Origin of the sequence: Trinickia sp. EG282A (assembly GCF_040965455.1) — a bacterium.
GTDB lineage: Bacteria > Pseudomonadota > Gammaproteobacteria > Burkholderiales > Burkholderiaceae > Trinickia > Trinickia symbiotica.
Map to the genome: position 1 here is coordinate 1,325,668 of NZ_JBFRCC010000002.1, position 21,454 is coordinate 1,347,121.

Sequence of the window (21,454 nt, forward strand, 5' to 3'; positions counted from 1 at the left end):
TCGACACGAGGGAAAAGCCCTGGAGAACTGCATGAGACTACGTCGCGAGGTGCGGCGCGTGGCGGACGCGCTAGTTTCGAGTTTCAAAATCTTTCCGCGAACGGACTACCGAAAGTACTACCCTCGCAAATCGGCTAGCGAGCGGATGAGCGAGGCGTGGGAGCGGACTGCGCGCGACCTCGATGGCGCAATCACCGGCTTTGGTTGGCGTGAGCGAGCGCGATGACCCGGCGGGCAGCGAGATTGGAGTCGTTGAGCCAGCCGAAGCTGACCTGGTCGGTCTGAAGGTCGAGAAGCCGGAACTGCAGGAACTTGTCGAACATTCCGTTCTGTTGGCGCTGCAGTCGGAATCGTATCGAGGACCGGTGCCGAAGCCGGAGCACCTCCGCCAATACGAGGAAATTCTGCCGGGCGCCGCGCGCATTATTGTCGAGGAATTCCAGGCCAACGGCCGCCACTCGCGTGAAGTGGAAATGGCTGGTTTGAGAAGCACCACGTCCATTGACACGCGTGCGCAGTGGATTGCCGGTGGGCTGGTCCTGGTTGGATTCGGGCTCGTTTATGAGCTTTCGATGACGGGCCATGACAGCGTGGCCATCGCTGTAGCCGCGGGCCCGCTGGGCACGGTGATAACGGGGTTTCTGACCGGGTCCGCGCATCGTAGCAAGCCCAAGGACGATAAGACGGACGATGGCGTGACTCATTGAGTGTGACTCATCGAGCGTGAAATACCCGGCTCACGAAGAAAGGCTCCGCGAACTGATCGGCGGTTGCGCATCCGTCGGGCCGCGATGTTGTTGTCAATGCGCTGCCACGTCACATCAGCACGATGTCGTACTGTTCCTGGCTCAAGTTCGACTCGACCTGCAACGAGACAGGCTTACCGATGAAATCGATCAGCATCGCGAGATGCTGCGACTCTTCATCGAGAAAGAGATCGATGACTTCCTGCGAAGCCACCACGCGAAACTCGCGCGGATTGAACTGCCGCGACTCGCGCAGGATTTCGCGAAGCACGTCGTAGCACACGGTGCGCGCCGTCTTCACCTGTCCCTTGCCCTGACAGACCGGGCAGGGCTCGCAAAGCACATGCGCGAGCGATTCGCGCGTGCGCTTGCGCGTCATCTCGACCAGACCCAGCTGCGAGAACCCATTAACCGTCGAGCGCGTCCGGTCCCGTGCAAGCGCCTTTTTCAGCTCCGAGAGCACGGCATCGCGATGCTCGGCGTTCTCCATGTCGATGAAGTCGATGATGATGATCCCGCCGAGGTTGCGCAGCCGCAACTGGCGCGCAATCGTATGCGCCGCTTCGAGATTCGTCTTGAAGATCGTATCGTCGAAATTGCGCGCGCCGACGTACCCGCCCGTATTGACGTCGATCGTCGTCATCGCCTCGGTCTGGTCGATCATCAAGTAACCGCCCGACTTCAGATCGACACGGCGCGACAGGGCGCGCTGAATCTCCTGCTCGATGTTGTAGAGATCGAAGAGCGGCCGCTCGCCCGTGTAGTGATGCAGTTTCGAGCTGACAGCCGGCGTGAATTCCGCCGCGAACTCGACGAGCATCTGGTACGTCTCCCGCGAATCGACCTGAATCCGTGTCGTCTCGTCGGTCACGAAATCGCGCAGCACGCGTTGTGCGAGGTTGAGGTCCTGATAAAGCAGGCTGGTAGGCGGCAGGCGCTGCGCCTGCCCGACGACGGTTGCCCAGGTCTTGCGCAAGTAAGCCACGTCAGCAGCAAGCTCTTCGCTCGTCGCATCCTCAGCAATCGTGCGCACGATGTAGCCGCCTTTTTCATCGGACGGCAGTACCGCCGTGAGCCGAGCGCGAATCGCCTCGCGCTCGGCTTCATCCTCGATCTTCTGCGAGATGCCGATATGCGGTTCTTGCGGCAGATAGACGAGCGTGCGCCCGGCGATGCTGACTTGCGTCGAGAGCCGCGCGCCCTTCGTGCCGATCGGATCCTTGATGACCTGCACGGTCAGCGTCTGCCCTTCGAACACCGTCTTCTCGATCGGCTGCGGCGGCGGCGCATGCTCGCCCGCGATGCGCGGATGCCAGATGTCGGCCACATGCAAAAACGCGGCACGCTCGAGGCCGATGTCGATGAAGGCCGATTGCATGCCCGGCAACACGCGCACTACCTTGCCGAGGTACACGTTGCCAACGCGGCCGCGCGACGCAGTCCGCTCGATATGGAGTTCCTGCACGGCGCCTTGCTGGATCAGCGCAACGCGCGTTTCCTGCGGGGTCACATTGATGAGGATTTCTTCGTTCATCGCTGTATTTTTCGAACGCCTTCGAACGGAGCAGAGCGAAAGGCCTAGAACTCGACCCGCGCTGCACGCAACAACGCGGCCGTCTCAAAAAGGGGCAGACCCATGATACCCGAATAGGACCCCTCGATACGCTCGATCAACTCGGCGGCCCGGCCCTGGATCCCATAAGCACCCGCCTTTCCGAGCGGCTCCCCGGTCATCGCATAGCGCCTGAGCGCTTCGCGCGAGGCTGCCGCGAAGCGGACGGTCGAGCGCGAGAGCGCCGGCGGCAGCAGACGGCCTTCGCCATCTACCACGGCAAGCGCGGTCAACACGTCATGCTCGCGGCCGGCGAGCCGTTCGAGCATGGAGAGCGCATGGTCTATGTCGTCCGGCTTGCCGAGAATCGCGCCGTCGATCGTGACCGTGGTATCGGCAACGAGAATCGGCGCGGGCGCGTGGTCGCCCGCGAGGAGCCGGGCACGCGCTGCTTCGGCCTTGGCGACGGTGACTCGCCGGACGTACGCATCGGCCGACTCGCCGGGTCGCTCGGCTTCGAGTGCTTCGGCGTCCTCGTCGGGACGCGGCAGCAAGAGCTCGAAGCGCACGCCGAGCTGACCGAGCAGTTCCTGACGGCGCGGGCTTTGCGAGGCAAGGTAGACGAACGGGTGAGGCGAGGAAGAGGGCGTCGATAGAGGCATCGGTCTGTCGTTGTGGTCCGGCGGCCAATGCGGCCGACGGGATTCGACGGCGCATCAGACGCGATGATAAGGGTGATTCTGCGTGATGCTCCACGCGCGGTAAAGCTGTTCAGCCAGCAGCACGCGCACCATGCCGTGCGGCAGCGTGAGGCTCGAGACGCGAAGCAGCAGTTCGGCACGGGCTTTCAGTTCCGCATCGAGCCCATCCGCTCCGCCGATGATGAACGCCACGTCGCGCGCGTCCTGCTGCCAGGCGGGGAGCGCCTCGGCGAGCTGCATCGTGGTCCAATCGCGGCCGCGCTCGTCGAGCGCGATAAGCCGTGCTCCCTTTGGCAGCGCTGCCTCGATCCGCTGCCGTTCCGCGGCCATGACGCTTGACGCGGTCCGTCCGCCCGTTCGCGGCTCCGGCTTGATCTCGCGCAACTCGATACGCAATTCGGGCGGCATCCGCTTCGCGTATTCGTCGAAGCCGGCCGCGATCCAATCAGGCATCTTGTGACCGACGGCGAGGATATGCAGCTTCATGTGGAGAGTGGCGTGGCCACGGGGGTCTTTTCAGGTTTAGCTGTTCTTGCCGCGCCGCTTGGCAGGCGTTTTGCGAGCCGGCTTTGATCCGCTCGTTACCGGGCCATCGTCGTGGCCGCCGTCGTCCTCGTCCTCGCCATCATCGGCGAGCGGCTCGCTCGGGCGCGCGCCCCCGAACGGGCTCGTACTCGTCAGCTTGACCCTGACGGGCTTGTCACCCCAGATTTCTTCGAGGTTGTAGTACTGCCTGAGGGCCGGCTGGAGGATATGGACGACGGCGTCGCCGCAATCGACGAGCACCCATTCGCCGATATCTTCGCCCTCGGTGCTGACGATCTCGCCGCCCGCTTCCTTCACTTTCTCGCGCACGCTCGAAGCGAGCGCCTTCGTTTGCCGGTTGGAGTTGCCGCTGGCGACGATCACGCGATCGAAGAGCTCCGTCAGATGGCTCGTGTTGAAGACTCTGATGTCCGTCGCCTTGACGTCTTCAAGGCCGTCGACGATCGCGCGTTGCAGTTTGCGAATGTCCATGGTTACCGGTGGTAAACGTGATGTTGAAGAATATAGCGCCAGACGGCCTCAGGGATGGCCTCGTGGGCCGGCGGGGCGTCGGCGCCCGCGTGCGCACCCCCAGCGAGCCGCTCGCGCAACTCGGCACGGATATCGGTGGCCGAGACGTCGAGCGCGAGCGTCGCATCGATCAGCAGGTGGCCGCTCGGCGTCGCGCGCAGCACTTCGGCGCTCGCCTCCCGCGCGGACAGCTCGCGGACGAGCGTGGGCGGCGCCGAGTTCAAGTCGAAGCCGGGCCGAGTGGCGGCGCAGATATGCGCGAAGTCGAAAAGGCGCCGCCAGTCATGCCAAGTATCGAGCCGCAGAAGTTGATCCGCGCCTATCAAGAGCGATAGGGACGCGTCCGTGCCCTCGCGCGCGCGCCAGCGCTCGAGCGTGTCCACTGTGTAGGTGGGGCCCGCATGCTCGATTTCGTCCGTGGCGACGGTGACGGTCGTCCCGGGCAGGGCAAACGAAGCGGCTGCGGCCCGCGTCATCGCGAGTCGGTGGCGGGCATCACTGACGTCGGCTTTTTGCCATGGCTGCCCCGCCGGCAGCAGAACGACCTCCGTCAGTTGCAGCAGTTCGGCGAAGCGCCGCGCAAGCGCCAGATGTCCCTTGTGGATCGGATCGAAGGTGCCGCCGAGCAGCCCCACGCGGCGCGGCAAGGCGGGCGGCGCCTCGTCCTGCGCGCGGGAGGGGGAGGCGCCGGCGGGTGCGCCCGCTTGGTTTGACCGACTGGCTGGCGCGTGGGGTTGGGAGCGGGTCGGCGAATTCAGGGCAGCATCCTTTATTCGAGCCACTCGCGTGGTTTCAAGAAATCGCTGGCGAGTTGCGCTTCGGGCGTGTCCTGCTCGGGTTGCCAGTTGTAGCGCCAGTTGGCGACAGGCGGCATCGAGAGCAGGATCGACTCGGTTCGTCCGCCGCTTTGAAGTCCGAACAGCGTGCCGCGATCATAGACGAGGTTGAATTCGACATAGCGCCCGCGCCGATAGCCCTGGAATGCGCGTTCGCGCTCGCCGTACGGCGTTCCCCGCCGTTTTTCGAGGATCGGCAGATAGGCGTGCAGGAATGCATCGCCGACGCTTTTCATCATCTCGAACGAGCGCGCGAAGCCGAGCTCTTCGAAATCGTCGAAGAAAATGCCGCCGATGCCGCGCGTTTCGCCGCGGTGCTTGAGGAAGAAATACTCGTCGCACCAGCGCTTGAAGCGTGGGTAGAGATCGGCGCCGAAGGGGCTGAGCGCGTCGCGGCAAACCCGATGAAAGTGACGCGCGTCTTCCTCATAGCCATAGGTGGGCGTGAGGTCCATGCCGCCGCCGAACCAGAAGACGGGGGCTTCGCATGACTTCGTCGCGGTGAGGAAACGCACGTTCATGTGCACCGTCGGGCAATGCGGGTTGCGCGGGTGCATGACGAGCGAGACGCCCATCGCCTCGAAGCCGCGTCCGGCAAGCTGCGGGCGCACCGCGCTGGCCGTAGGCGGCAGCGCATCGCCCGCCACATCGGAGAAGCCGATACCGCCGCGCTCGATCAGCTCGCCGTCTTCGAGAATCGCCGTGACCCCGCCGCCGCGCAACCGTTCGCCGCCCGGGCGCTGCCAGGCGTCGGCCACGAAAGGCTTGCCGTCGAGCGCGCCGATGGCTTCGGCGATGCGCGTTTGCAGGCCCTGCAGATAGGCGCGGACAGGCGTGGCGTCGAAGGTGGATTCAGTCATCGTTCGATGGGCGCTGAGCGCTTTCCCTTGAGGAGCTCAATGCTTCCGATTGAGCGCGCGATAGCCGATGTCGCGGCGATACTGCATGCCGTCGAACGAGATCTGGTTGATGGCTTCGTACGCGGCCGACTGCGCGCCGCGCACGGAGTCGTGCAGTCCGACGACGCAGAGCACGCGCCCGCCCGAGGTGATGAGCTTGCCATCGACGAGCGCAGTCCCCGCATGGAACGTCACCGCATGCTCGGTTTCGGCCGGGATGTCGTTGATGCGGTCGCCCTTGCGAGGGGCATCGGGATAGCCGTGCGCGGCGAGCACGACGCCGAGCGCGGTGCGACGATCCCACGTGAGCTCGACCGTATCCAGCATGCCGGCGATCGCCTGCTCGAGCACCTTCGAGAAATCGCCTTTCAGGCGCGCCATGATCGGCTGCGTTTCGGGGTCGCCCATGCGGCAATTGAACTCGAGGGTCTTCGGATTGCCTTCGGCGTCGATCATGAGCCCGGCATAGAGAAAGCCCGTGTAGCGAATGCCTTCCTTTTCCATGCCACGCACGGTCGGCAAAATGATCTCGCGCATCACGCGCGCATGCAGCTGGGGCGTCACGATCGGCGCCGGCGAATAAGCGCCCATGCCGCCCGTGTTCGGACCGGCGTCGCCGTCCAGGAGCCGCTTGTGGTCCTGGCTCGACGCGAGCGCGAGCACATGCTTGCCGTCGACCATCACGATGAAGCTCGCTTCCTCGCCCTCGAGAAATTCCTCGATCACGACGCGCGCGCCCGCATCGCCGAGCTTGTTGTCCGCGAGCATCATGTCGACGGCGGCGTGCGCGTCTTCGAGCGTCGCGGCCACGACGACGCCCTTGCCCGCGGCGAGCCCATCGGCCTTGATCACGATCGGTGCGCCTTTCGCTTCAAGATAGGCGTGCGCCGAAGCGGCGTCGGAGAAGGTTTCGTATTCGGCTGTCGGGATTCCGTGGCGCTTCATGAACGCTTTCGCGAAATCCTTCGAGCTCTCGAGTTGCGCGGCTTCCTTCGTCGGGCCGAAGATTTTGAGGCCACGCTGGCGGAACAGATTCACGATGCCGGCCGCGAGCGGCGCTTCGGGGCCGACGACGGTCAACGCGATCTGCTCCTTCTCGGCGAAATCGGCAAGCGCCTCGAGATCGGTGATGGCGACGTTGCGCAGTCGCTCGTCCTGCGCCGTTCCGCCGTTGCCGGGCGCGACGTAGACGACCTGGACGCGCGGCGACTGGGCGAGCTTCCATGCGAGCGCATGTTCGCGACCGCCTGAACCGACGACGAGTAATTTCATAGCAAAAATCCTGATGGCTTAAACAGGGCGGCCGGCGCATGACGCCGGCCGCGGTCTCTCAGCCTTGCATGGGCTAGAGCGAGCGCCACGACGCCAACTCTTGCCGACTAATTCGAAGGGGCCGCCCTGCGCCTCGCATGTAGTTTCGCACCATGCGCGCGCGAGCCGGCGCACGCGTGTCATTCCTCGATGATCGTCGCGTTCGTGTAGACCTCTTGCACGTCGTCGAGGTTTTCGAGCGCGTCGAGCAGCTTTTGCATCTTTACCGCTTCTTCGCCGGTGAACTCCACTTCCGTTTGCGGCTTCATCGTCACTTCGGCGAGCTCGGCCTTGAAGCCGGCCGCCTCGAGCGCCGCCTTGACCTTCGGAAAATCGGGTGGCGAGCAAAGCACTTCGACGCTGCCGTCGTCGTTCGTGACGACGTCGTTCGCGCCCGCTTCGAGCGCCGCTTCCATCAGCTTGTCCTCGGGCGTATCGGGCGCGAACAGGAACTGCCCGACGTGATCGAAGAGGAACGACACGGAGCCGTCCGTCCCCATGTTGCCGCCGAATTTAGAGAACGCATGACGGACTTCGGCTACGGTGCGCGTGCGGTTGTCCGTCATCGTATCGACGATGATCGCCGCGCCGTTGATGCCATAGCCTTCGTAACGGATTTCCTCGTAGTTTGCGCCGTCCACGCCGCCCACGCCGCGCTGGATCGCACGGTTGATGTTGTCTTTCGGCATGTTGGCGTCGGTCGCCTTGTCGACGGCGAGCCGCAGGCGCGGATTCGAGTCGATGTCGCCGCCGCCGAGGCGCGCCGCGACCTGGATTTCCTTGATGAGACGCGTCCAGACCTTGCCGCGCTTCGCGTCTGCTGCTGCCTTCTTATGCTTGATGTTGGCCCATTTCGAGTGACCAGCCATACCCTTTCTCCGTTGCGCGCGCGTCTTGCGCGCTCGCATGATGCGTTCTTTAGTGCGGATCTGCGGATCGAATCGGCGAATCCGTGAATCGATCGGCCGCGATATCGAGTGGTCGAGCAGCGCGGGGTGCGCCAATGGCGCAGAAAATGCGGAAGACGCCGCTCGGAAGCAGAAGAGAATTTTAGCACGCGGCCCGGGCGCGCCCGGCTCCCGCGGCTATCGGGCGCGGCCGGTTGGCGGGCGGATGCGTTCCGGCGCGAAATCGCGCTCGCACGCTCGCGGGCAGTCGCTTGCTGATGCCCTGCGCCGGCCGCGGCTGCGGCTGCGGCTCGCTAGTTCTTTGTCCCGAAGAGCCGATCGCCGGCATCGCCGAGCCCCGGCACGATATAGGCGTGCTCGTTCAGGTGCGAATCGAGCGAGGCGACGAAGAACTTCACGTCCGGGTGCGCGCGCTGGAACACTTCCACCCCCTCGGGGGCGGCGACGAGCGCGAGGAAAAGGATCCGCTCGCCGGGCACGTTGCGGCGCTTGAGAACATCGATGGCATGGACGGCGGAGTTGCCCGTCGCGACCATCGGATCGCAGAGGATGAAGGTACGGTCCTCGAGGTCGGGCAGCCGCACCAGGTATTCGACCGGCCGGTGCGCCTCGTCGCGATAGACTCCGATGTGCCCGACGCGCGCGGACGGAATCAATTCGAGCAGCCCGTCCGACATGCCGACGCCGGCCCGCAGCACGGGCACGATCGCGAGCTTTTTGCCGGCGATGACGGGCGCGTCGATCTCGACGAGCGGCGTCGCGACGCGCTTGGTCGTGATCGGCAGATCGCGCGTGATTTCGTAGCCCATCAATAGCGTCAGCTCGCGCAGCAGCTCGCGAAAGGTCCGCGTCGACGTGTCCTTGTCGCGCATATGCGTGAGCTTGTGCTGGATCAGCGGGTGATCGAGGATGAAAAGGTTCGGAAAACGGCTGTCTTGTTTCATGGGCGGGGCGCCGCGCGTAGCGGCGGCTCAAGGGGCTCGACGAGGTGAACGGCTCGGAACTCGGGGCGAAACGGCCGAGGCGATGGACGACAGTTTACCTCTACAATCGCGAGCATTCCCCATTTCGATTGCTTGGCAAAGCGAGGAGTGCAACATGGACATGGGCATCGCAGGCAAGACCGCGCTCGTATGCGCCGCGAGCAAGGGGCTCGGGCGCGGCTGCGCCGAGGCGCTTGCCGCCGAAGGCGTCGAGCTCGTCATTCTCGCCCGCACGGCTGAAACCCTCGAGGCCACGGCGGCCGACATACGCGCGAAGACGGGCGCGAAGGTGCGCACCGTGGCATGCGACATCACGACGCCCGAAGGGCGTGAGGCAGCGCTCGCCGCATGTCCCGACCCCGACATCCTCGTCAACAATGCGGGCGGCCCGCCGCCGGGCGACTTCCGTCAGTTCACGCACGACGACTGGATCCGCGCGCTCGAGGCGAATATGCTGACGCCGATCGCACTGATTCAGGCGACGATCGACGGGATGATCGCGCGCGGCTTCGGCCGCATCGTCAACATCACGAGCTCCGCCGTGAAGGCGCCCATCGACGTGCTGGGCCTCTCGAACGGCGCGCGCTCCGGATTGACGGGTTTCGTCGCCGGCGTCGCGCGCAAGGTCGCCACGCACAACGTCACGATCAACAATCTGCTGCCGGGCCTCTTCGATACCGACCGGATCGGCGCGACCTTCAGCGCGCAGGCAAAAGCGAAAGGGATCAGCATCGACGAAGCGCGCCGCGAGCGCATGAAGACGATCCCCGCCGGCCGCTTCGGTCAACCGGCCGAATTCGGCAAGGCCTGCGCGTTCCTTTGCAGCACACATGCGGGCTACATCACCGGGCAGAACCTGCTGATCGACGGCGGCGCCTATCCGGGCACTTTCTAAGACAACAATCGGAGTTGATTCATGACCCCACGCGTCGCACTGATTGCGCACGATCACAAGAAGGACGACATCGTCGCCCTCGCGGGCGAGTACGTCGAGTTGCTGCGCGGCTGCCAGCTCGTCGCGACAGGTACCACCGGAGGACGCATCGCGGGTGCCCACGGTCTCACCGTCGAGCGCATGCTCTCGGGGCCGAACGGGGGAGACCTGCAGATCGGCGCGCGGCTCGCTGAAGGGGCGATCGATGTCGTCGTATTCTTGCGTGATCCGATGACGCCGCAGCCGCACGAGCCCGACATCAACGCGCTCGTGCGCGCCTGCGACGTTCATAACGTGCCGTGCGCGACGAACATCGCGACGGCGCGGATGATTCTCGACGCGCTCGCCCGGCACATGCGCGGCGGAGCCTGAGCGAGATTGGGCGGTTCCAGCGGATGCCGGGCGTGAGGCAACACATCAAGGAGAGCACGATGGTCAAGGCAATTCGATTCGAGCGGGTCGGCGGCCCCGAGGTGCTGCAGTGGGTCGATGTCGAAGTCGGCGAGCCCGGCCCGGGGCAGGTCCGCGTGAAGCATCATGCGATCGGCCTGAACTTCATCGACGTCTATTTCCGGACGGGCCACTATCCCTTGCAGCTGCCCGCGGGGCTCGGCATGGAGGCGGCCGGTGTCGTCACGGCCGCGGGCCCGGGCGTGTCCGGGCTCAAGGTGGGCGACCGTGTCGCGTATGTCGCGCGTCCTCCGGGCGCCTATGCCGAAGAGCGCGTGCTGCCGGCCGATCCGCTCGTGAAGCTGCCCGATGCGGTTTCGTTCGACGATGCCGCCTCGGCGATGCTGAAAGGATTGACGGCTCAGTACTTGTTGCGCCGAACGTTTCGCGTCGAGCCGGGGCAGACGATCCTGATTCATGCGGCGGCCGGCGGAGTGGGGCTCATCGTCTGCCAATGGGCAAAAGCACTTGGCGCGACGGTGATCGGCACCGTGGGCTCCGACGAGAAGGCGGAGCTCGCGAAAGCGCACGGCTGCGATCATCCGATCGTCTATACGCGCGAGAATTTCACCGAGCGGGTGAAGGAGATCACGGGCGGTGCGGGCGTGCCGGTTGTCTACGATTCGATCGGCAAGGATACCTACAAGGGCTCCCTGGACTGCCTGGCGCCGCTTGGCTACCTCGTCAGCTTCGGCAGCGCCTCGGGAGCGCTGCCGCCGATCGATGCGTCGGAGTTCGCGAACCGCGGATCGCTGTTCTTCACGCGGCCGACGCTCTTCACCTATACGTCGAAGCGCGAATGGCTCGACGCGATGGCGGCCGAGCTTTTCGACGTCATTGCCTCGGGCAAGGTGAAGACGAGTATCAACCAGCGCTACGCGTTGAAAGACGTGGCGGACGCCCATCGCGATCTCGAATCGCGCAAGACGACGGGCTCGACGATTCTCGTGCCCTGACCGATCGGTGCCCGATGACCGAGCCGACCGTGACCGTCGTCCTGATCGAAGACGAAAAGCAAATTCGCCGGTTCGTCCGCACGTCGCTCGAAGGCGCGGGAATGGTCGTGCACGACGCCGACACGGGCAAGCAGGGGCTCGTCGAGGCGGCGACGCGCAAGCCCGATCTCGTCATCGTCGATCTGGGATTGCCCGATACGGATGGGCTCGACGTCATCCGCGAGCTGCGCGGATGGACCGAATTGCCGGTCATCGTGCTATCGGCGCGCACGCGTGAGGACGAGAAGGTGGCCGCGCTCGATGCGGGCGCCGACGACTATCTGACCAAGCCTTTCGGCGTGTCGGAGCTGCTTGCGCGCATTCGCGCGCATCTGAGGCGGCGCAATCACGGCGGCGCGGGCGAATCGCCGCTCGTGCGCTTCGGCGAGGTCGAGGTCGATCTCGCCGGGCGGCGCGTCGCGCGCGGCGGCGTACCCGTTCATCTCACGCCGATCGAATACCGGCTGCTCGCCACGCTCGTGCGCCATGCGGGACGCGTCCTCACGCACCGGCAACTGCTCGTCGACGTTTGGGGGCCGTCGCATGTTGAAAGCAGCCACTACCTGCGCATCTACATGGCGCATCTGCGGCAAAAGCTCGAGCGCGATCCGGCGCAGCCGGAGCATATCCTCACGGAGACGGGCGTCGGCTACCGACTGGTCGGCGCCGATTGACTTAGCCGACTGAGCCCGTATCGGCCGATAGGGCGGCGCGCACCAGGCCACGCGCGATAGGCCGACTGCGGGCGACGCTTTCGAATCGAGCCAGTCGCGCTGCCGCGCAGCGACGTCGACGGCTCGCCGGCAACGCCCCGAGCGGCGTTTGCGGCAGCGCGTCTATAATCAAGACAAAGCCGCGCGGCGCGAACCAGGGGGTGTCGCGGCATGCGCGGCAAGGGCTGACACGGAGGGGCGATGCTCGACGCACTTTCGCTTGGCGCCGGCCTCTCGTGGGCGAGCGGTCTGCGGCTTTATCTGACGGTGCTGCTCGTCGGCGTCTTCGCGCGCCTCGACATCATCCACTTGCCGGGTTCGCTCTCGGCGCTCGCCTCGCCCTGGGTCATCGGCGCCGCGGCCATCCTCGCCGTCGTCGAGTTCTTTGCTGACCGGATTCCCGCATTCGATTCGCTCTGGGATGCCATTCACACGTTCATCCGCATACCGGCCGGCGCGTTGCTCGCGGCCGGGGCGCTCGGCCATGCCGACCCGACGCTGATGACGATCGCCGCGCTCGCGGGCGGCACGCTCGCGGGCTCGGCGCACCTGACCAAGGCCGGCACGCGCGCGCTGATCAATTTGTCTCCCGAGCCGTTGTCGAACTGGATCGCGTCGTCCACCGAAGATCTGCTCGTCTGCATCGGGCTCGCGCTCGCGGTCTTCGCGCCGCTCGTCTTCCTCGCGCTGATGATCGCATTCGTCGTCTTCGCGGGCTGGGCGCTCCCGCGGCTCTGGCGCGGCGTGCAAGGCGGCTTTCGCGCCATGGCGGCGCATATGGGTGCCCGATTCGGCGGCTCGCGCTTGACTTCGTTCGGGAGCAAGCGCGATTGAGGGGACGGACTGCAAGCGCGCCGGGCCGCCGCCCGGCGGTGTCGGATCTCATGCGGCAGGCGGCGCGCATGACCGCGCGTGACTGGCGCGCCGGCGAGCTTTCGATGCTTGCGATCGCGCTGGTCCTCGCCGTGGCGGCGCTCTCGAGCGTCGCCTTTCTCGCCGATCGCCTGCAGCAGGGCCTCGAGCGCGACGCGCGCCGCATGATCGCGGCCGATTTCGTCGTGCGCGCCGATCATCCCGTCGATCGGCCGTTCGTCGATGAAGCGCACTCGCTCGGGCTCAAGACCGCGACCACGACGATCTTTCCGAGTATGGTCGGCCTGGCGCCGGCCCATGGCGCGCAAGCGACGGCCGGCGTCGACGCACACGCCAACGAGTCCGACCCGCCGCCGCCCGCGGTGAGGCTCGCGGCTGTCAAGGCGGTTTCGCCCGGGTACCCGCTGCGCGGCGCACTGCGGATCGCAGCGGCGCCCGACGCGCCCGATCGTCCCGCGAACGGCATTCCGGCGCCCGGCACCGTCTGGGTCGATGCGCAACTGCTCGGTGCGCTTCATGCGCACGTCGGCGATCGCGTCGTGCTGGGCCAGCGCACCTTTACGATCGCCGCTGTCATCACGCGCGAGCTCGATCGCGGCTTCTCCTTCGTCAACTTCTCGCCCCGCGTGATGCTCAATGTCGCCGACGTCGCATCGACGGGGCTGCTCGGCTACGGCAGCCGCGTCACGTATCGGCTGCTGGTGGCCGGCCCCGATGCGACGGTCGCTCGTTTCGCGGGTTTCGCGCATGAGCGCGTCGACGGCGGCCGACTGCGCGGCGTCGCTCTCGAATCGCTCGAAGACGGTCAGCCGCAGGTGCGCGAGACGCTCGATCGCGCGGGCCATTTCCTGCGGCTCGTGTCGTTGCTGACAGCGCTGCTGGCCGCCGTTGCCATTGCGATGGCCGCTCATCGCTATACGCGGCGCCATCTCGACAGTTGCGCCGTCATGCGGTGCCTCGGGCTCGCGCAAGGCGCGTTGCGCACGCTGGTCACGCTCGAGTTTTTTATCGTCGGCCTCGTCGCCGGAGTGGCGGGTGTCGCGCTCGGCTATGCAGGGCATTTCGCGCTGCTCGCGTGGCTTGGCGAGCTGATCGGCGTCGAGCTCCCCCAGCCGAGCGCCGTGCCGGCGCTCGAGGGGATCGCGGCGGGGCTCGTGTTGCTGTTCGGCTTCGCGCTGCCGCCGCTCTTGCCGTTGACGCGCGTGCCGCCCGTGCGCGTGCTGCGGCGCGAGTGGGGCGGCGAGGCGCGCATCGCCTGGTACGCCTATGCGATCGGGATCGCGCTCTTCGGCGCGCTGCTGGTGCTCGCGGCGGGCGAGGTGAAGCTCGGCGGCATCGTCGCGGGGGGATTCGCGGCGGGGCTCGTCGTATTCGGCGGGATCGCGCGGGCGGCGCTTTGGATCACCTCGAAGGTCGCGCGCAGCGAGCGCGGTGTTCAGCGCATCGCGGCCGGCGTCGGCTGGCGTTACGCCCTCGCTTCGCTCGAGCGGCGCGGCGCCTCGAGCGCACTGCAGATCACGGCGCTCGCGATCGGGCTCATGTGCCTGCTCATGATCGCGATCACGCGTAACGACCTCATCGCCGGTTGGCGCAAGTCGACGCCGCCCGATGCGCCCAACGAGTTCCTCATCGACATTCAGCCCGACGAGCGGCAGGTCGTGACGGATTATCTGGCCGCGCACGGCTTCCCGGCCGTCGTGCTCGAGCCGATGGTCCGCGGGCGGCTCCTCGCGATCGACGGCAAGCCTGTCGATCCCGCGTCGTACAAGGACGAACAGGCACGCCGTCTGGTCGATCGCGAGTTCAATCTCTCGTATCGCTCGAGCCTGCCCGACGATAACCGGATCGTCGCGGGCCGATGGTACGGCGACACGACGCGGCCCGAGATTTCCATCGAAGAAGGACTCGCCAAGCTCGTCGGGATCAAGCTCGGCGACGTGCTGCGCTTCGACGTGACGGGCCTGACGATCGACGCGCCGGTCACGAGCGTGCGCAAGCTCGACTGGGGCACGTTCAAGGTGAACTTCTTCGTGCTCATGCCGCCTTCGTCGCTGAAGGGCTTTCCGGCGACCTACATCACAAGCTTTCGTCTGCCGCCCGAGCGGCGTGCCGTCCTTGACAGTCTGATCGCGGCCCATCCGAACGTGACGGCGATCGACGTCGGGCCGATTCTCGCGCAGATCCAGCACGTGCTCGAGCAGGTGATCGGCGCGGTGCAGTTCCTGTTTGCGTTCACGCTCGGAGCCGGCGTCCTGGTGCTTTATGCGGCGCTGGCCGGCACACGCGACGAGCGCATGAAAGAATCGGCGCTCTTGCGGGCGCTCGGGGCGTCGCACCGGCAGGTGCGCTCGGTGCAGGCGGCCGAGTTCGCCGTCGTGGGCGCGCTGGCGGGGCTCATGGCGGCCATCGGCGCACAGGTGCTCGGCTCGGTACTTGCCACGCATGTGTTTCTCTTCTATCTCGACTTCGATCCATGGCTGCTGCCGGCCGGCATCGCCGCGGGTATTGCATGTGCCGGCGTTGGCGGGTGGCTCAGCTTGCGGCATGTGCTCGAGCGGCCCGCCGGACAGTCGTTGCGCGACGCTTGATCTTTGACCCTTTCGCTTATGACCGATTCCATCGACGACGATGCGCCATCGCAACCGAGCGCATTCGAGCTCATTGGAGGCGAGGCGCGCGTGCGCGAGCTCGTCGACCGTTTTTATGACCTGATGGACCTCGAGCCGGAGTTCGCCGGCATTCGGGCGCTTCATCCGCCGACGCTCGAGGGCTCGCGCGACAAATTGTTCTGGTTCCTTTGCGGCTGGCTCGGCGGCCCCAGTCACTACACCGATCGTTTCGGCCATCCGATGCTGCGTGCGCGCCACCTGCCGTTCACGATCGCCTCGTCCGAGCGCGATCAGTGGCTGCGCTGTATGGCGTGGGCGATGGAGGACGCGGGCCTGCCGGAATGGCTGCGCGAGCGTCTGTTGCGCGCGTTTTTCGATACGGCGGACTGGATGCGCAACCGGCCCGGCTGAACGCCCGGTACAGTCGCGACGGGGCGGCTCTCGAAGCGTGCTGTCGACGCGTCGCGACGAACGCGATAATCGACAACGAGATCGACAAGGAATCGGCCCATGATGACACAAGCCCTTTTTCGAGAAGACGCCTATCTGACGCGATGCGAGGCGACGATCGCGGCGATCGGCGATGAGGGGATCCTGCTCGACCGAACCGTTTTCTATCCGCTCGGCGGCGGCCAGGCGGGCGACGCCGGCGCGCTCGTCCTTTCCGACGGCACGCGCATCGACATTGCGGACACGCGCAAGGCGAAGTTCGAGGGTGCGACGCCCGACGACGCGCTGCACGTGCCCGCGCCGGGCCAGGAGGCGGTGCTGGCGAGGCTTGCCGCGGGCGAATCCGTGCTGGCGGAGATCGACTGGGCGCGCCGGTACCGGCACATGCGCCTGCACACGGCGAGTCACCTCATGTGTGCGGTGCTGCCGTATCCCGTCGATGGCTGCAGCATCACGGTCGACTATGCGCGCCTCGACTTCGCGACCGTCGAGCCGATCGAGCGCGAATTCGTCGAGACGCGGCTTGCGTCGCTCGTCGATGGCGGACACCGCGTCGGCACGGAATGGATCACCGACGATGAGATGGCGGCGAGACCCGAGCTCGTGCGCACGATGAGCGTGAAGCCGCCGATGGGGCTCGGGCGCGTGCGGCTGTTGCGCATCGAGGGTGTCGATCTGCAGCCGTGCGGCGGCACGCATGTGCGCAATACGGCGGAGATCGGCGCGTTGCGCGTGGCCAAGCTCGAGAAGAAAAGCGCGCGCACGCGGCGCCTCGTGCTGGAACTCGCGTCGTGATCGTGGGGGCTGGCGACTACGCCACGCTCGCGCCGGCCGCGCGCGACGTGCTCGACTTCTGGTTCGGCGAGCCGGGCTCGGCGCGCTTTGGCAAAGAATGGGATCGGTGGTTCGACGGCGACGAAGGCTTCGATGCGGCGCTGGGCGCGCGCTTCGGCGAGACGCTGGAAGCCGCGCGGCGCGGGGACTTCGACGATTGGGAACGCTCGCCGTTAGGTACGCTCGCGCTCATCGTCGTGCTCGACCAATTCTCGAGGAACATTCATCGGGGCAGCGCCGAGGCTTTCGCCGGCGACGCGAGGGCGCTCGCGGCGGCGCGCCGCATGGTCGATTCCGGCGGCGACCGCCGCCTTCCATCGGCGCAGCATCGCGCGTTCGTCTACATGCCGTTCGAACATGATGAGTCCCGCGAGAGCCAGGAGCTTGCCGTGCGCCTTTTCGAGGCGCTCGAGCGAGAAACGGGATTGAGCGGGTACCTCCGCTACGCGCGGCGTCACGCGGAAATCATCGAGCGCTTCGGGCGCTTTCCGCACCGCAATGCCATGCTTGGCCGGCGCTCGACGGCTGCCGAGCGTGATTTCCTGTCGGAGCCGGGCTCCTCGTTCCGTTAAGCGGATCAGTTGCCCTAGCGAACATCGAAGCCGGGTGGCCTCAGCGCCCGCCCGCAACGTCGAGGAGAGCGCCGTTCACATACGACGCCGCATCGGAGAGCAGCCAGACGATCGCCGCCGCCACTTCGTCGGCGCGGCCGGGCCGTCCGGCGGGCGTTTGCGCGCCGAGCTGCGCGGCGCGATCGGGCTTGCCGCCGCTCGCGTGAATCTCGGTATCGATGAGGCCGGGGCGCACGGCATTGACGCGTACGCCGCGCGGGCCGAGCTCCTTTGCGAGTCCGATCGTCATCGTGTCGACGGCGCCCTTAGAGCCCGCATAATCGACGTACTCGTTCGGCGACCCGAGCCGCGACGCCGCGGATGAAACATTGACGATCGCGCCGCCCGCTCCGCCACGGTCCGTCGACATGCGCCGCGCTGCTTCGCGGGCGCACAGATAGGCGCCCAAGACGTTGACGTCGAACATTCGCTTAAGACGCGCGAGATCCATGTCCGCGAGCGGCATCGAGGGCGCGACGATGCCCGCGTTGTTGACAAGCGCATCGAGCCGGTCGAACGCTTGCGCGACGGCATCGAACATCGCGCTGACGGCCGGTTCGTCGGCGACGTCGCCCTGCACGACGAGGGCCTTGCCGCCCGCCTGCTCGACTTCGCGTGCAGTTTGCTCGGCCGCTTGCCGATCTCGCGCATAGTTGACGCCGACGGCCCAGCCCTGCGCACCCAGCGACCGCGCGGTCGCGCGCCCGATGCCGCGGCTTGCGCCGGTGATGAGTACGACACGCATGTCCGTGTTCATGTCAGTGCGCGTCCCCCAAGGGGACTTCCTCCGGGCGCCGGGGCCGCCCCAAGCGCACTGACCGCCCCCGCGGGGGGCAGCGAACGAAGTGAGCGTGGGGGGCGTTCATTAGGCGGCTCGCTTAAACAGCCTCGCGCTCGGTGGCCCATTTATCGGGACCGGGCGGGCGATAGCGGCGCAGCTTGTCGACGAGCGCCGCGGGTTGCGAATCGATTTGCAGGATGTCCACGTAGCGCGGCTGCATGAAGCCTTCTCGGACCGTATGCCGCAGCAGCCCGACGAGCGGCGCGTAGTAGCCGTCGGCATCGAAGAGGCCGATCGGTTTCGCGTGATACCCGAGCTGGGCCCACGTGTAGACCTCGAACAGCTCTTCCAACGTGCCGGCGCCGCCCGGCAGGGCAACGAACGCGTCGGCGAGGTCGGCCATCATTTTCTTGCGCTGGTGCATGTCGGGCACGACGTGCAATTCGGTGAGCCCGCGATGCCCCACCTCCTTGTCGACGAGGAGCTTCGGAATGACGCCGATCGCACGGCCCCCCGCCGCGAGCACTTCGTCGGCGACGACGCCCATCAATCCGACGCGCCCGCCGCCGTAGACGAGCGTGCAGCCCGCCTCGACGAGCGCACGGCCGAAGCCGCGCGCCGCTTCCGCATAGGCGGGTTTGGCGCCGAGCGAAGAACCACAGTAGACGCAGATCGACTTCATGGCTGCGCGCCCTTGACGACCGTCTTCACGGCGGAGTCGCGTGGCGGCAGATAGTCGTGGAATTCCCGCAAGGGGCGCCGGCCGGAGACGAGATCGTCGAAGAGCTGCCGCGAGCGGCCGCGCAGATAGGGCGCCATGACCGAGATGACGTGGACGCTCACCTGATGCAGCTCGGCGCGGATCGCCTCCTGCTCGTTGTACTTGCGCGGATGCATGACGAACTGATACGAGAGCCAGTAGGTGGCGATGACGCCCATGTTCGTCGAGATGACCTGAATCTCGTCGGGTGTCGCGACCATCTCGTCGTCGGCGACGAGCAATTCGCACATTTCGCGCGCAAAGCGCACCTTGTGACTGATGATCTGCTTGAAATGCGTCTCGAGGGTGCGGTTGCGCGCGAGCAGATCGTTGAGGTCGCGATAGAGAAAGCGGTACTGCCACATGAAATCGGCCATGTACTGCAGATATGACCAGGTTTCGTCGATGGTCGGACGATGATCTTCCGGGAACCGCAGCCGCTTTTCGATCGCCTGCTCGAACTGAGCAAATATGCTGTTGATGATGTCGTCTTTATTACGGAAATGGTAATAAAGATTGCCGGGGCTGATCTCCATTTCCTCGGCGATGGTCGTGGTCGTGACGTTCGGCTCGCCGATCTCGTTGAAGAGCTTCAACGACAGTTCGAGGATCCGTTCACGGGTGCGGCGGGGAGTTTTTGCTTCCATGTCGTCCGGCCCTGAAGTGTGTTCGCGCTGGGCCAAATACGACGGAACGCGCGGCACTTTCGCGACGCTGCGTCGTGTCAGCCCGGCGTGGTTGGTCTGTCTCGGAGTTGTGGGCCGATTATAAACCGGTCGTTCTCTTCTTCGACCGGCCTAGGGTTTTCATGGAGAAGCGACAAGCCGCCCGATCCATGCAACGAGGAGCGGGCCGGCGATGAGCACCCACGTGAGCAGGCATGCGCCGAGCGCGACCGTCACGGCCGCGCTGCCGAGATCCTTCGCGCGCCGGGAAAGCTCGTGGCGCTCGAGCGAAATGCGGTCGATGGCCGCTTCGACGCTCGAATTGAGCAGCTCGACGATCAGCACGAGCAGCACGGAGCCGATCAGGAGCACGTGCGAGACGGCGTCGACCGGGACGAGCGCGCCGCCCGGCACGAGTATCGCGGCGAGCGTGAGTTCCTGGCGAAACGCGCTCTCCTCGCGGATGGCCACTCGGAAGCCATTGACCGAGTTTTTGAGCGCATGCCAGGCGCGCGTGAACCCGCGATTGCCTTTGTAAGGGTTGAAGGGCGGCGGGGCGAGCGGATCGTCGGGGGAGAGCGGCTCCGGCCGCTCCACGTGGTCATCGCTCCCCTGCGGCTCGTCGGGCGCGAGATCGACGTGGCGCTCGCGAGCCGCGGGCGGTTCAGGGGGCGGGGGCGACTCGACCCGTTCGTCGCGGGCGAGCGATTCATCGCGCCTCATGCCGCGGCGTTCTCGTTCTCTTCGCGCCACGGGGCGCGCGAAAGGGGTTTCAAATGCGCGGCGAACTGCTCGGACGCGGCGCGCCAGGAGAACCGCTCGGCCCAGGCACGCGCGTGTGCGCGCTCGATTTTGAGCGCGTCGAGGCAAGCTTCGCGCAAGTCCTCGTTCATCGCGCCGGCTCCACCGTCGCCGAGCACGTCGATCGGGCCCGTCACGGGGTAGGCCGCGACGGGCGTGCCGCAGGCGAGCGCCTCTAGCAGCACGAGCCCGAAGGTGTCGGTGCGGCTCGGAAAGACGAACACGTCGGCGGCCGCATAGACTTTCGCGAGCTCGGCCTGCGTCAGCACGCCGAGGTAGTTGGCCTCGGGGTAGCGGGACTTGAGCTCCGCGAGCGCCGGGCCTTCGCCGGCCACCCATTTGGAACCGGGCAGATCGAGCTTGAGGAAAGCCTCGACGTTCTTCTCGATCGCGACACGGCCGACATAAAGGAAGATCGGCCGCGCCGTGTTGAGCACCTTCGATTCCATCGGATGGAAGATATCGAGGTCGACTCCGCGCGACCAGAGCACGACATTCGTGAAGCCGTACTGCTCGAGATCGGCTTTCACGACGGGCGTCGGCGCCATGACGGCGAGCGACGGCCGGTGGAACCAGCGCAGGAACCGATAGGAGACCGCGGCGGGCAGCGCGAAGCGGGCCTCGATGTACTCGGGAAAGCGCGTGTGATAGGCCGTCGTGAACGGCAATCCGTGCCGGATCGCGTAGCGGCGTGCGGCGAGCCCGAGCGGCCCCTCCGTCGCGATATGGAGCGCGTCGGGCGCGAACTCGTCGATCCGCCGGTTCAGCCGCATGCGCGGAAAGAGCGACAGGCGGATCTCGGGGTAGGTCGGACACGGCACGGTGCGAAACTCGAGCGGGGTGAGCAGCTCGACGCGATGCCCGAGCGCCGTGAGTTCACGCGTGGTGTTCTTGAGCGTGCGGACGACGCCGTTGACTTGAGGTTCCCACGCGTCGGTGACGATCATGATCTTCATGCGAAGCCCTATGCGGTGAAGGGGGAGCGT

The 21,454-nt window shown here is 66.2% G+C and carries 24 protein-coding genes; 10 read left to right on the forward strand and 14 right to left on the reverse strand.

Annotated features, from left to right (window positions below):
- Window positions 1–182 precede the first annotated feature (182 nt).
- Window positions 183–707, forward strand: coding sequence for a DUF2335 domain-containing protein (locus tag AB4Y31_RS14070; protein ID WP_368674396.1), 525 nt, complete (start codon window positions 183–185; stop codon window positions 705–707).
- A gap of 109 nt (window positions 708–816) precedes the next feature.
- Here the strand turns inward: AB4Y31_RS14070 and rng are convergent, their stop codons facing one another.
- The 9 genes from rng to upp all read right to left on the reverse strand — a co-directional run bounded on the left by rng (window position 817) and on the right by upp (window position 8,953).
- Window positions 817–2,280, reverse strand: a complete 1,464-nt coding sequence (gene rng, locus AB4Y31_RS14075) for a ribonuclease G (protein ID WP_018442961.1) — start codon at window positions 2,278–2,280, stop codon at window positions 817–819.
- A 44-nt stretch (window positions 2,281–2,324) separates the two neighbouring features.
- Window positions 2,325–2,960 carry a nucleoside triphosphate pyrophosphatase gene (locus AB4Y31_RS14080; RefSeq protein WP_368674397.1) on the reverse strand — a complete coding sequence of 212 codons (636 nt, stop codon included), beginning with the start codon at window positions 2,958–2,960 and terminating at the stop codon, window positions 2,325–2,327.
- 54 nt (window positions 2,961–3,014) lie between these two features.
- Window positions 3,015–3,485, reverse strand: coding sequence for a 23S rRNA (pseudouridine(1915)-N(3))-methyltransferase RlmH (rlmH, locus tag AB4Y31_RS14085; RefSeq protein WP_368674398.1), 471 nt, complete (start codon window positions 3,483–3,485; stop codon window positions 3,015–3,017).
- A 36-nt stretch (window positions 3,486–3,521) separates the two neighbouring features.
- Complete coding sequence (rsfS, locus tag AB4Y31_RS14090) at window positions 3,522–4,016, reverse strand: ribosome silencing factor (RefSeq protein WP_368674399.1); 495 nt, start codon at window positions 4,014–4,016, stop codon at window positions 3,522–3,524.
- Between the two features lie 2 nt (window positions 4,017–4,018).
- On the reverse strand, window positions 4,019–4,702 hold the full coding sequence (locus AB4Y31_RS14095) for a nicotinate-nucleotide adenylyltransferase (RefSeq protein WP_368674400.1): 684 nt from the start codon (window positions 4,700–4,702) through the stop codon (window positions 4,019–4,021).
- Window positions 4,703–4,824: 122 nt separating this feature from the next.
- Window positions 4,825–5,751 (reverse strand): oxygen-dependent coproporphyrinogen oxidase, encoded by a 927-nt coding sequence (gene hemF, locus AB4Y31_RS14100; protein WP_368674401.1) that lies wholly within the window; start codon window positions 5,749–5,751, stop codon window positions 4,825–4,827.
- 36 nt (window positions 5,752–5,787) lie between these two features.
- Window positions 5,788–7,062: a phosphoribosylamine--glycine ligase gene (gene purD, locus AB4Y31_RS14105; RefSeq protein WP_368674402.1), complete on the reverse strand. Its 1,275-nt coding sequence runs from the start codon at window positions 7,060–7,062 to the stop codon at window positions 5,788–5,790.
- 179 nt (window positions 7,063–7,241) lie between these two features.
- Window positions 7,242–7,970, reverse strand: a complete 729-nt coding sequence (locus tag AB4Y31_RS14110; RefSeq protein WP_026230091.1) for a YebC/PmpR family DNA-binding transcriptional regulator — start codon at window positions 7,968–7,970, stop codon at window positions 7,242–7,244.
- A 332-nt stretch (window positions 7,971–8,302) separates the two neighbouring features.
- On the reverse strand, window positions 8,303–8,953 hold the full coding sequence (gene upp, locus AB4Y31_RS14115; protein ID WP_368674403.1) for a uracil phosphoribosyltransferase: 651 nt from the start codon (window positions 8,951–8,953) through the stop codon (window positions 8,303–8,305).
- Between the two features lie 154 nt (window positions 8,954–9,107).
- Between upp and AB4Y31_RS14120 the strand changes: the two genes are divergently transcribed.
- The 9 genes from AB4Y31_RS14120 (at window position 9,108) to AB4Y31_RS14160 (ending at window position 17,422) form a co-directional block, all read left to right on the forward strand.
- Window positions 9,108–9,887: an SDR family oxidoreductase gene (locus AB4Y31_RS14120; RefSeq protein WP_018442951.1), complete on the forward strand. Its 780-nt coding sequence runs from the start codon at window positions 9,108–9,110 to the stop codon at window positions 9,885–9,887.
- Between the two features lie 21 nt (window positions 9,888–9,908).
- Window positions 9,909–10,298 carry a methylglyoxal synthase gene (locus tag AB4Y31_RS14125; RefSeq protein WP_368674404.1) on the forward strand — a complete coding sequence of 130 codons (390 nt, stop codon included), beginning with the start codon at window positions 9,909–9,911 and terminating at the stop codon, window positions 10,296–10,298.
- Window positions 10,299–10,357: 59 nt separating this feature from the next.
- Window positions 10,358–11,332: a quinone oxidoreductase gene (locus tag AB4Y31_RS14130; RefSeq protein WP_368674405.1), complete on the forward strand. Its 975-nt coding sequence runs from the start codon at window positions 10,358–10,360 to the stop codon at window positions 11,330–11,332.
- Window positions 11,333–11,346: 14 nt separating this feature from the next.
- Complete coding sequence (kdpE, locus tag AB4Y31_RS14135) at window positions 11,347–12,045, forward strand: two-component system response regulator KdpE (protein ID WP_368674406.1); 699 nt, start codon at window positions 11,347–11,349, stop codon at window positions 12,043–12,045.
- 240 nt (window positions 12,046–12,285) lie between these two features.
- Window positions 12,286–12,918, forward strand: coding sequence for a DUF4126 domain-containing protein (locus AB4Y31_RS14140; RefSeq protein WP_018442947.1), 633 nt, complete (start codon window positions 12,286–12,288; stop codon window positions 12,916–12,918).
- A gap of 68 nt (window positions 12,919–12,986) precedes the next feature.
- Window positions 12,987–15,545 carry an ABC transporter permease gene (locus AB4Y31_RS14145; protein WP_368674407.1) on the forward strand — a complete coding sequence of 853 codons (2,559 nt, stop codon included), beginning with the start codon at window positions 12,987–12,989 and terminating at the stop codon, window positions 15,543–15,545.
- A gap of 18 nt (window positions 15,546–15,563) precedes the next feature.
- A complete protein-coding gene (locus AB4Y31_RS14150; RefSeq protein WP_368674408.1) occupies window positions 15,564–15,977 on the forward strand; it encodes a group II truncated hemoglobin in 414 nt (137 codons plus the stop codon).
- Between the two features lie 99 nt (window positions 15,978–16,076).
- Window positions 16,077–16,811 (forward strand): alanyl-tRNA editing protein, encoded by a 735-nt coding sequence (locus AB4Y31_RS14155; RefSeq protein ID WP_368674409.1) that lies wholly within the window; start codon window positions 16,077–16,079, stop codon window positions 16,809–16,811.
- Window positions 16,808–17,422 carry a DUF924 family protein gene (locus tag AB4Y31_RS14160; RefSeq protein WP_368674410.1) on the forward strand — a complete coding sequence of 205 codons (615 nt, stop codon included), beginning with the start codon at window positions 16,808–16,810 and terminating at the stop codon, window positions 17,420–17,422. The genes AB4Y31_RS14155 and AB4Y31_RS14160 overlap by 4 nt, the downstream gene beginning before the upstream one ends.
- Before the next feature lie 40 nt (window positions 17,423–17,462).
- Here AB4Y31_RS14160 and AB4Y31_RS14165 read toward each other — a convergent pair whose 3' ends face one another.
- From AB4Y31_RS14165 to AB4Y31_RS14185, 5 genes are all read right to left on the reverse strand, one after another.
- Window positions 17,463–18,218 carry an SDR family oxidoreductase gene (locus AB4Y31_RS14165; RefSeq protein ID WP_368674411.1) on the reverse strand — a complete coding sequence of 252 codons (756 nt, stop codon included), beginning with the start codon at window positions 18,216–18,218 and terminating at the stop codon, window positions 17,463–17,465.
- A 121-nt stretch (window positions 18,219–18,339) separates the two neighbouring features.
- Window positions 18,340–18,924: a TIGR00730 family Rossman fold protein gene (locus AB4Y31_RS14170; RefSeq protein ID WP_368674412.1), complete on the reverse strand. Its 585-nt coding sequence runs from the start codon at window positions 18,922–18,924 to the stop codon at window positions 18,340–18,342.
- Window positions 18,921–19,649 (reverse strand): TetR/AcrR family transcriptional regulator, encoded by a 729-nt coding sequence (locus tag AB4Y31_RS14175; protein WP_368674413.1) that lies wholly within the window; start codon window positions 19,647–19,649, stop codon window positions 18,921–18,923. The genes AB4Y31_RS14170 and AB4Y31_RS14175 overlap by 4 nt, the downstream gene beginning before the upstream one ends.
- Before the next feature lie 159 nt (window positions 19,650–19,808).
- Window positions 19,809–20,390: a diacylglycerol kinase gene (locus AB4Y31_RS14180; protein WP_368674414.1), complete on the reverse strand. Its 582-nt coding sequence runs from the start codon at window positions 20,388–20,390 to the stop codon at window positions 19,809–19,811.
- On the reverse strand, window positions 20,387–21,424 hold the full coding sequence (locus AB4Y31_RS14185; RefSeq protein WP_368674415.1) for a glycosyltransferase family 4 protein: 1,038 nt from the start codon (window positions 21,422–21,424) through the stop codon (window positions 20,387–20,389). The genes AB4Y31_RS14180 and AB4Y31_RS14185 overlap by 4 nt, the downstream gene beginning before the upstream one ends.
- Between the last annotated feature and the right edge of the window lie 30 nt (window positions 21,425–21,454).

Bases quoted from the DNA above. Each gene is read 5' to 3' on its own strand.
- upp (WP_368674403.1), bottom strand. From the start codon at position 8,953: ATGAAACAAGACAGCCGTTTTCCGAACCTTTTCATCCTCGATCACCCG.
- AB4Y31_RS14130 (WP_368674405.1), top strand. From the start codon at position 10,358: ATGGTCAAGGCAATTCGATTCGAGCGGGTCGGCGGCCCCGAGGTGCTG.
- AB4Y31_RS14185 (WP_368674415.1), bottom strand. From the start codon at position 21,424: ATGAAGATCATGATCGTCACCGACGCGTGGGAACCTCAAGTCAACGGC.
- AB4Y31_RS14140 (WP_018442947.1), top strand. From the start codon at position 12,286: ATGCTCGACGCACTTTCGCTTGGCGCCGGCCTCTCGTGGGCGAGCGGT.
- hemF (WP_368674401.1), bottom strand. From the start codon at position 5,751: ATGACTGAATCCACCTTCGACGCCACGCCTGTCCGCGCCTATCTGCAG.
- purD (WP_368674402.1), bottom strand. From the start codon at position 7,062: ATGAAATTACTCGTCGTCGGTTCAGGCGGTCGCGAACATGCGCTCGCA.
- rsfS (WP_368674399.1), bottom strand. From the start codon at position 4,016: ATGGACATTCGCAAACTGCAACGCGCGATCGTCGACGGCCTTGAAGAC.
- rng (WP_018442961.1), bottom strand. From the start codon at position 2,280: ATGAACGAAGAAATCCTCATCAATGTGACCCCGCAGGAAACGCGCGTT.
- AB4Y31_RS14165 (WP_368674411.1), bottom strand. From the start codon at position 18,218: ATGAACACGGACATGCGTGTCGTACTCATCACCGGCGCAAGCCGCGGC.
- AB4Y31_RS14110 (WP_026230091.1), bottom strand. From the start codon at position 7,970: ATGGCTGGTCACTCGAAATGGGCCAACATCAAGCATAAGAAGGCAGCA.
- AB4Y31_RS14175 (WP_368674413.1), bottom strand. From the start codon at position 19,649: ATGGAAGCAAAAACTCCCCGCCGCACCCGTGAACGGATCCTCGAACTG.
- AB4Y31_RS14155 (WP_368674409.1), top strand. From the start codon at position 16,077: ATGATGACACAAGCCCTTTTTCGAGAAGACGCCTATCTGACGCGATGC.
- AB4Y31_RS14125 (WP_368674404.1), top strand. From the start codon at position 9,909: ATGACCCCACGCGTCGCACTGATTGCGCACGATCACAAGAAGGACGAC.
- AB4Y31_RS14080 (WP_368674397.1), bottom strand. From the start codon at position 2,960: ATGCCTCTATCGACGCCCTCTTCCTCGCCTCACCCGTTCGTCTACCTT.
- AB4Y31_RS14120 (WP_018442951.1), top strand. From the start codon at position 9,108: ATGGACATGGGCATCGCAGGCAAGACCGCGCTCGTATGCGCCGCGAGC.
- rlmH (WP_368674398.1), bottom strand. From the start codon at position 3,485: ATGAAGCTGCATATCCTCGCCGTCGGTCACAAGATGCCTGATTGGATC.
- AB4Y31_RS14150 (WP_368674408.1), top strand. From the start codon at position 15,564: ATGACCGATTCCATCGACGACGATGCGCCATCGCAACCGAGCGCATTC.
- AB4Y31_RS14170 (WP_368674412.1), bottom strand. From the start codon at position 18,924: ATGAAGTCGATCTGCGTCTACTGTGGTTCTTCGCTCGGCGCCAAACCC.
- AB4Y31_RS14145 (WP_368674407.1), top strand. From the start codon at position 12,987: ATGACCGCGCGTGACTGGCGCGCCGGCGAGCTTTCGATGCTTGCGATC.
- AB4Y31_RS14070 (WP_368674396.1), top strand. From the start codon at position 183: ATGGCGCAATCACCGGCTTTGGTTGGCGTGAGCGAGCGCGATGACCCG.
- AB4Y31_RS14180 (WP_368674414.1), bottom strand. From the start codon at position 20,390: ATGAGGCGCGATGAATCGCTCGCCCGCGACGAACGGGTCGAGTCGCCC.
- kdpE (WP_368674406.1), top strand. From the start codon at position 11,347: ATGACCGAGCCGACCGTGACCGTCGTCCTGATCGAAGACGAAAAGCAA.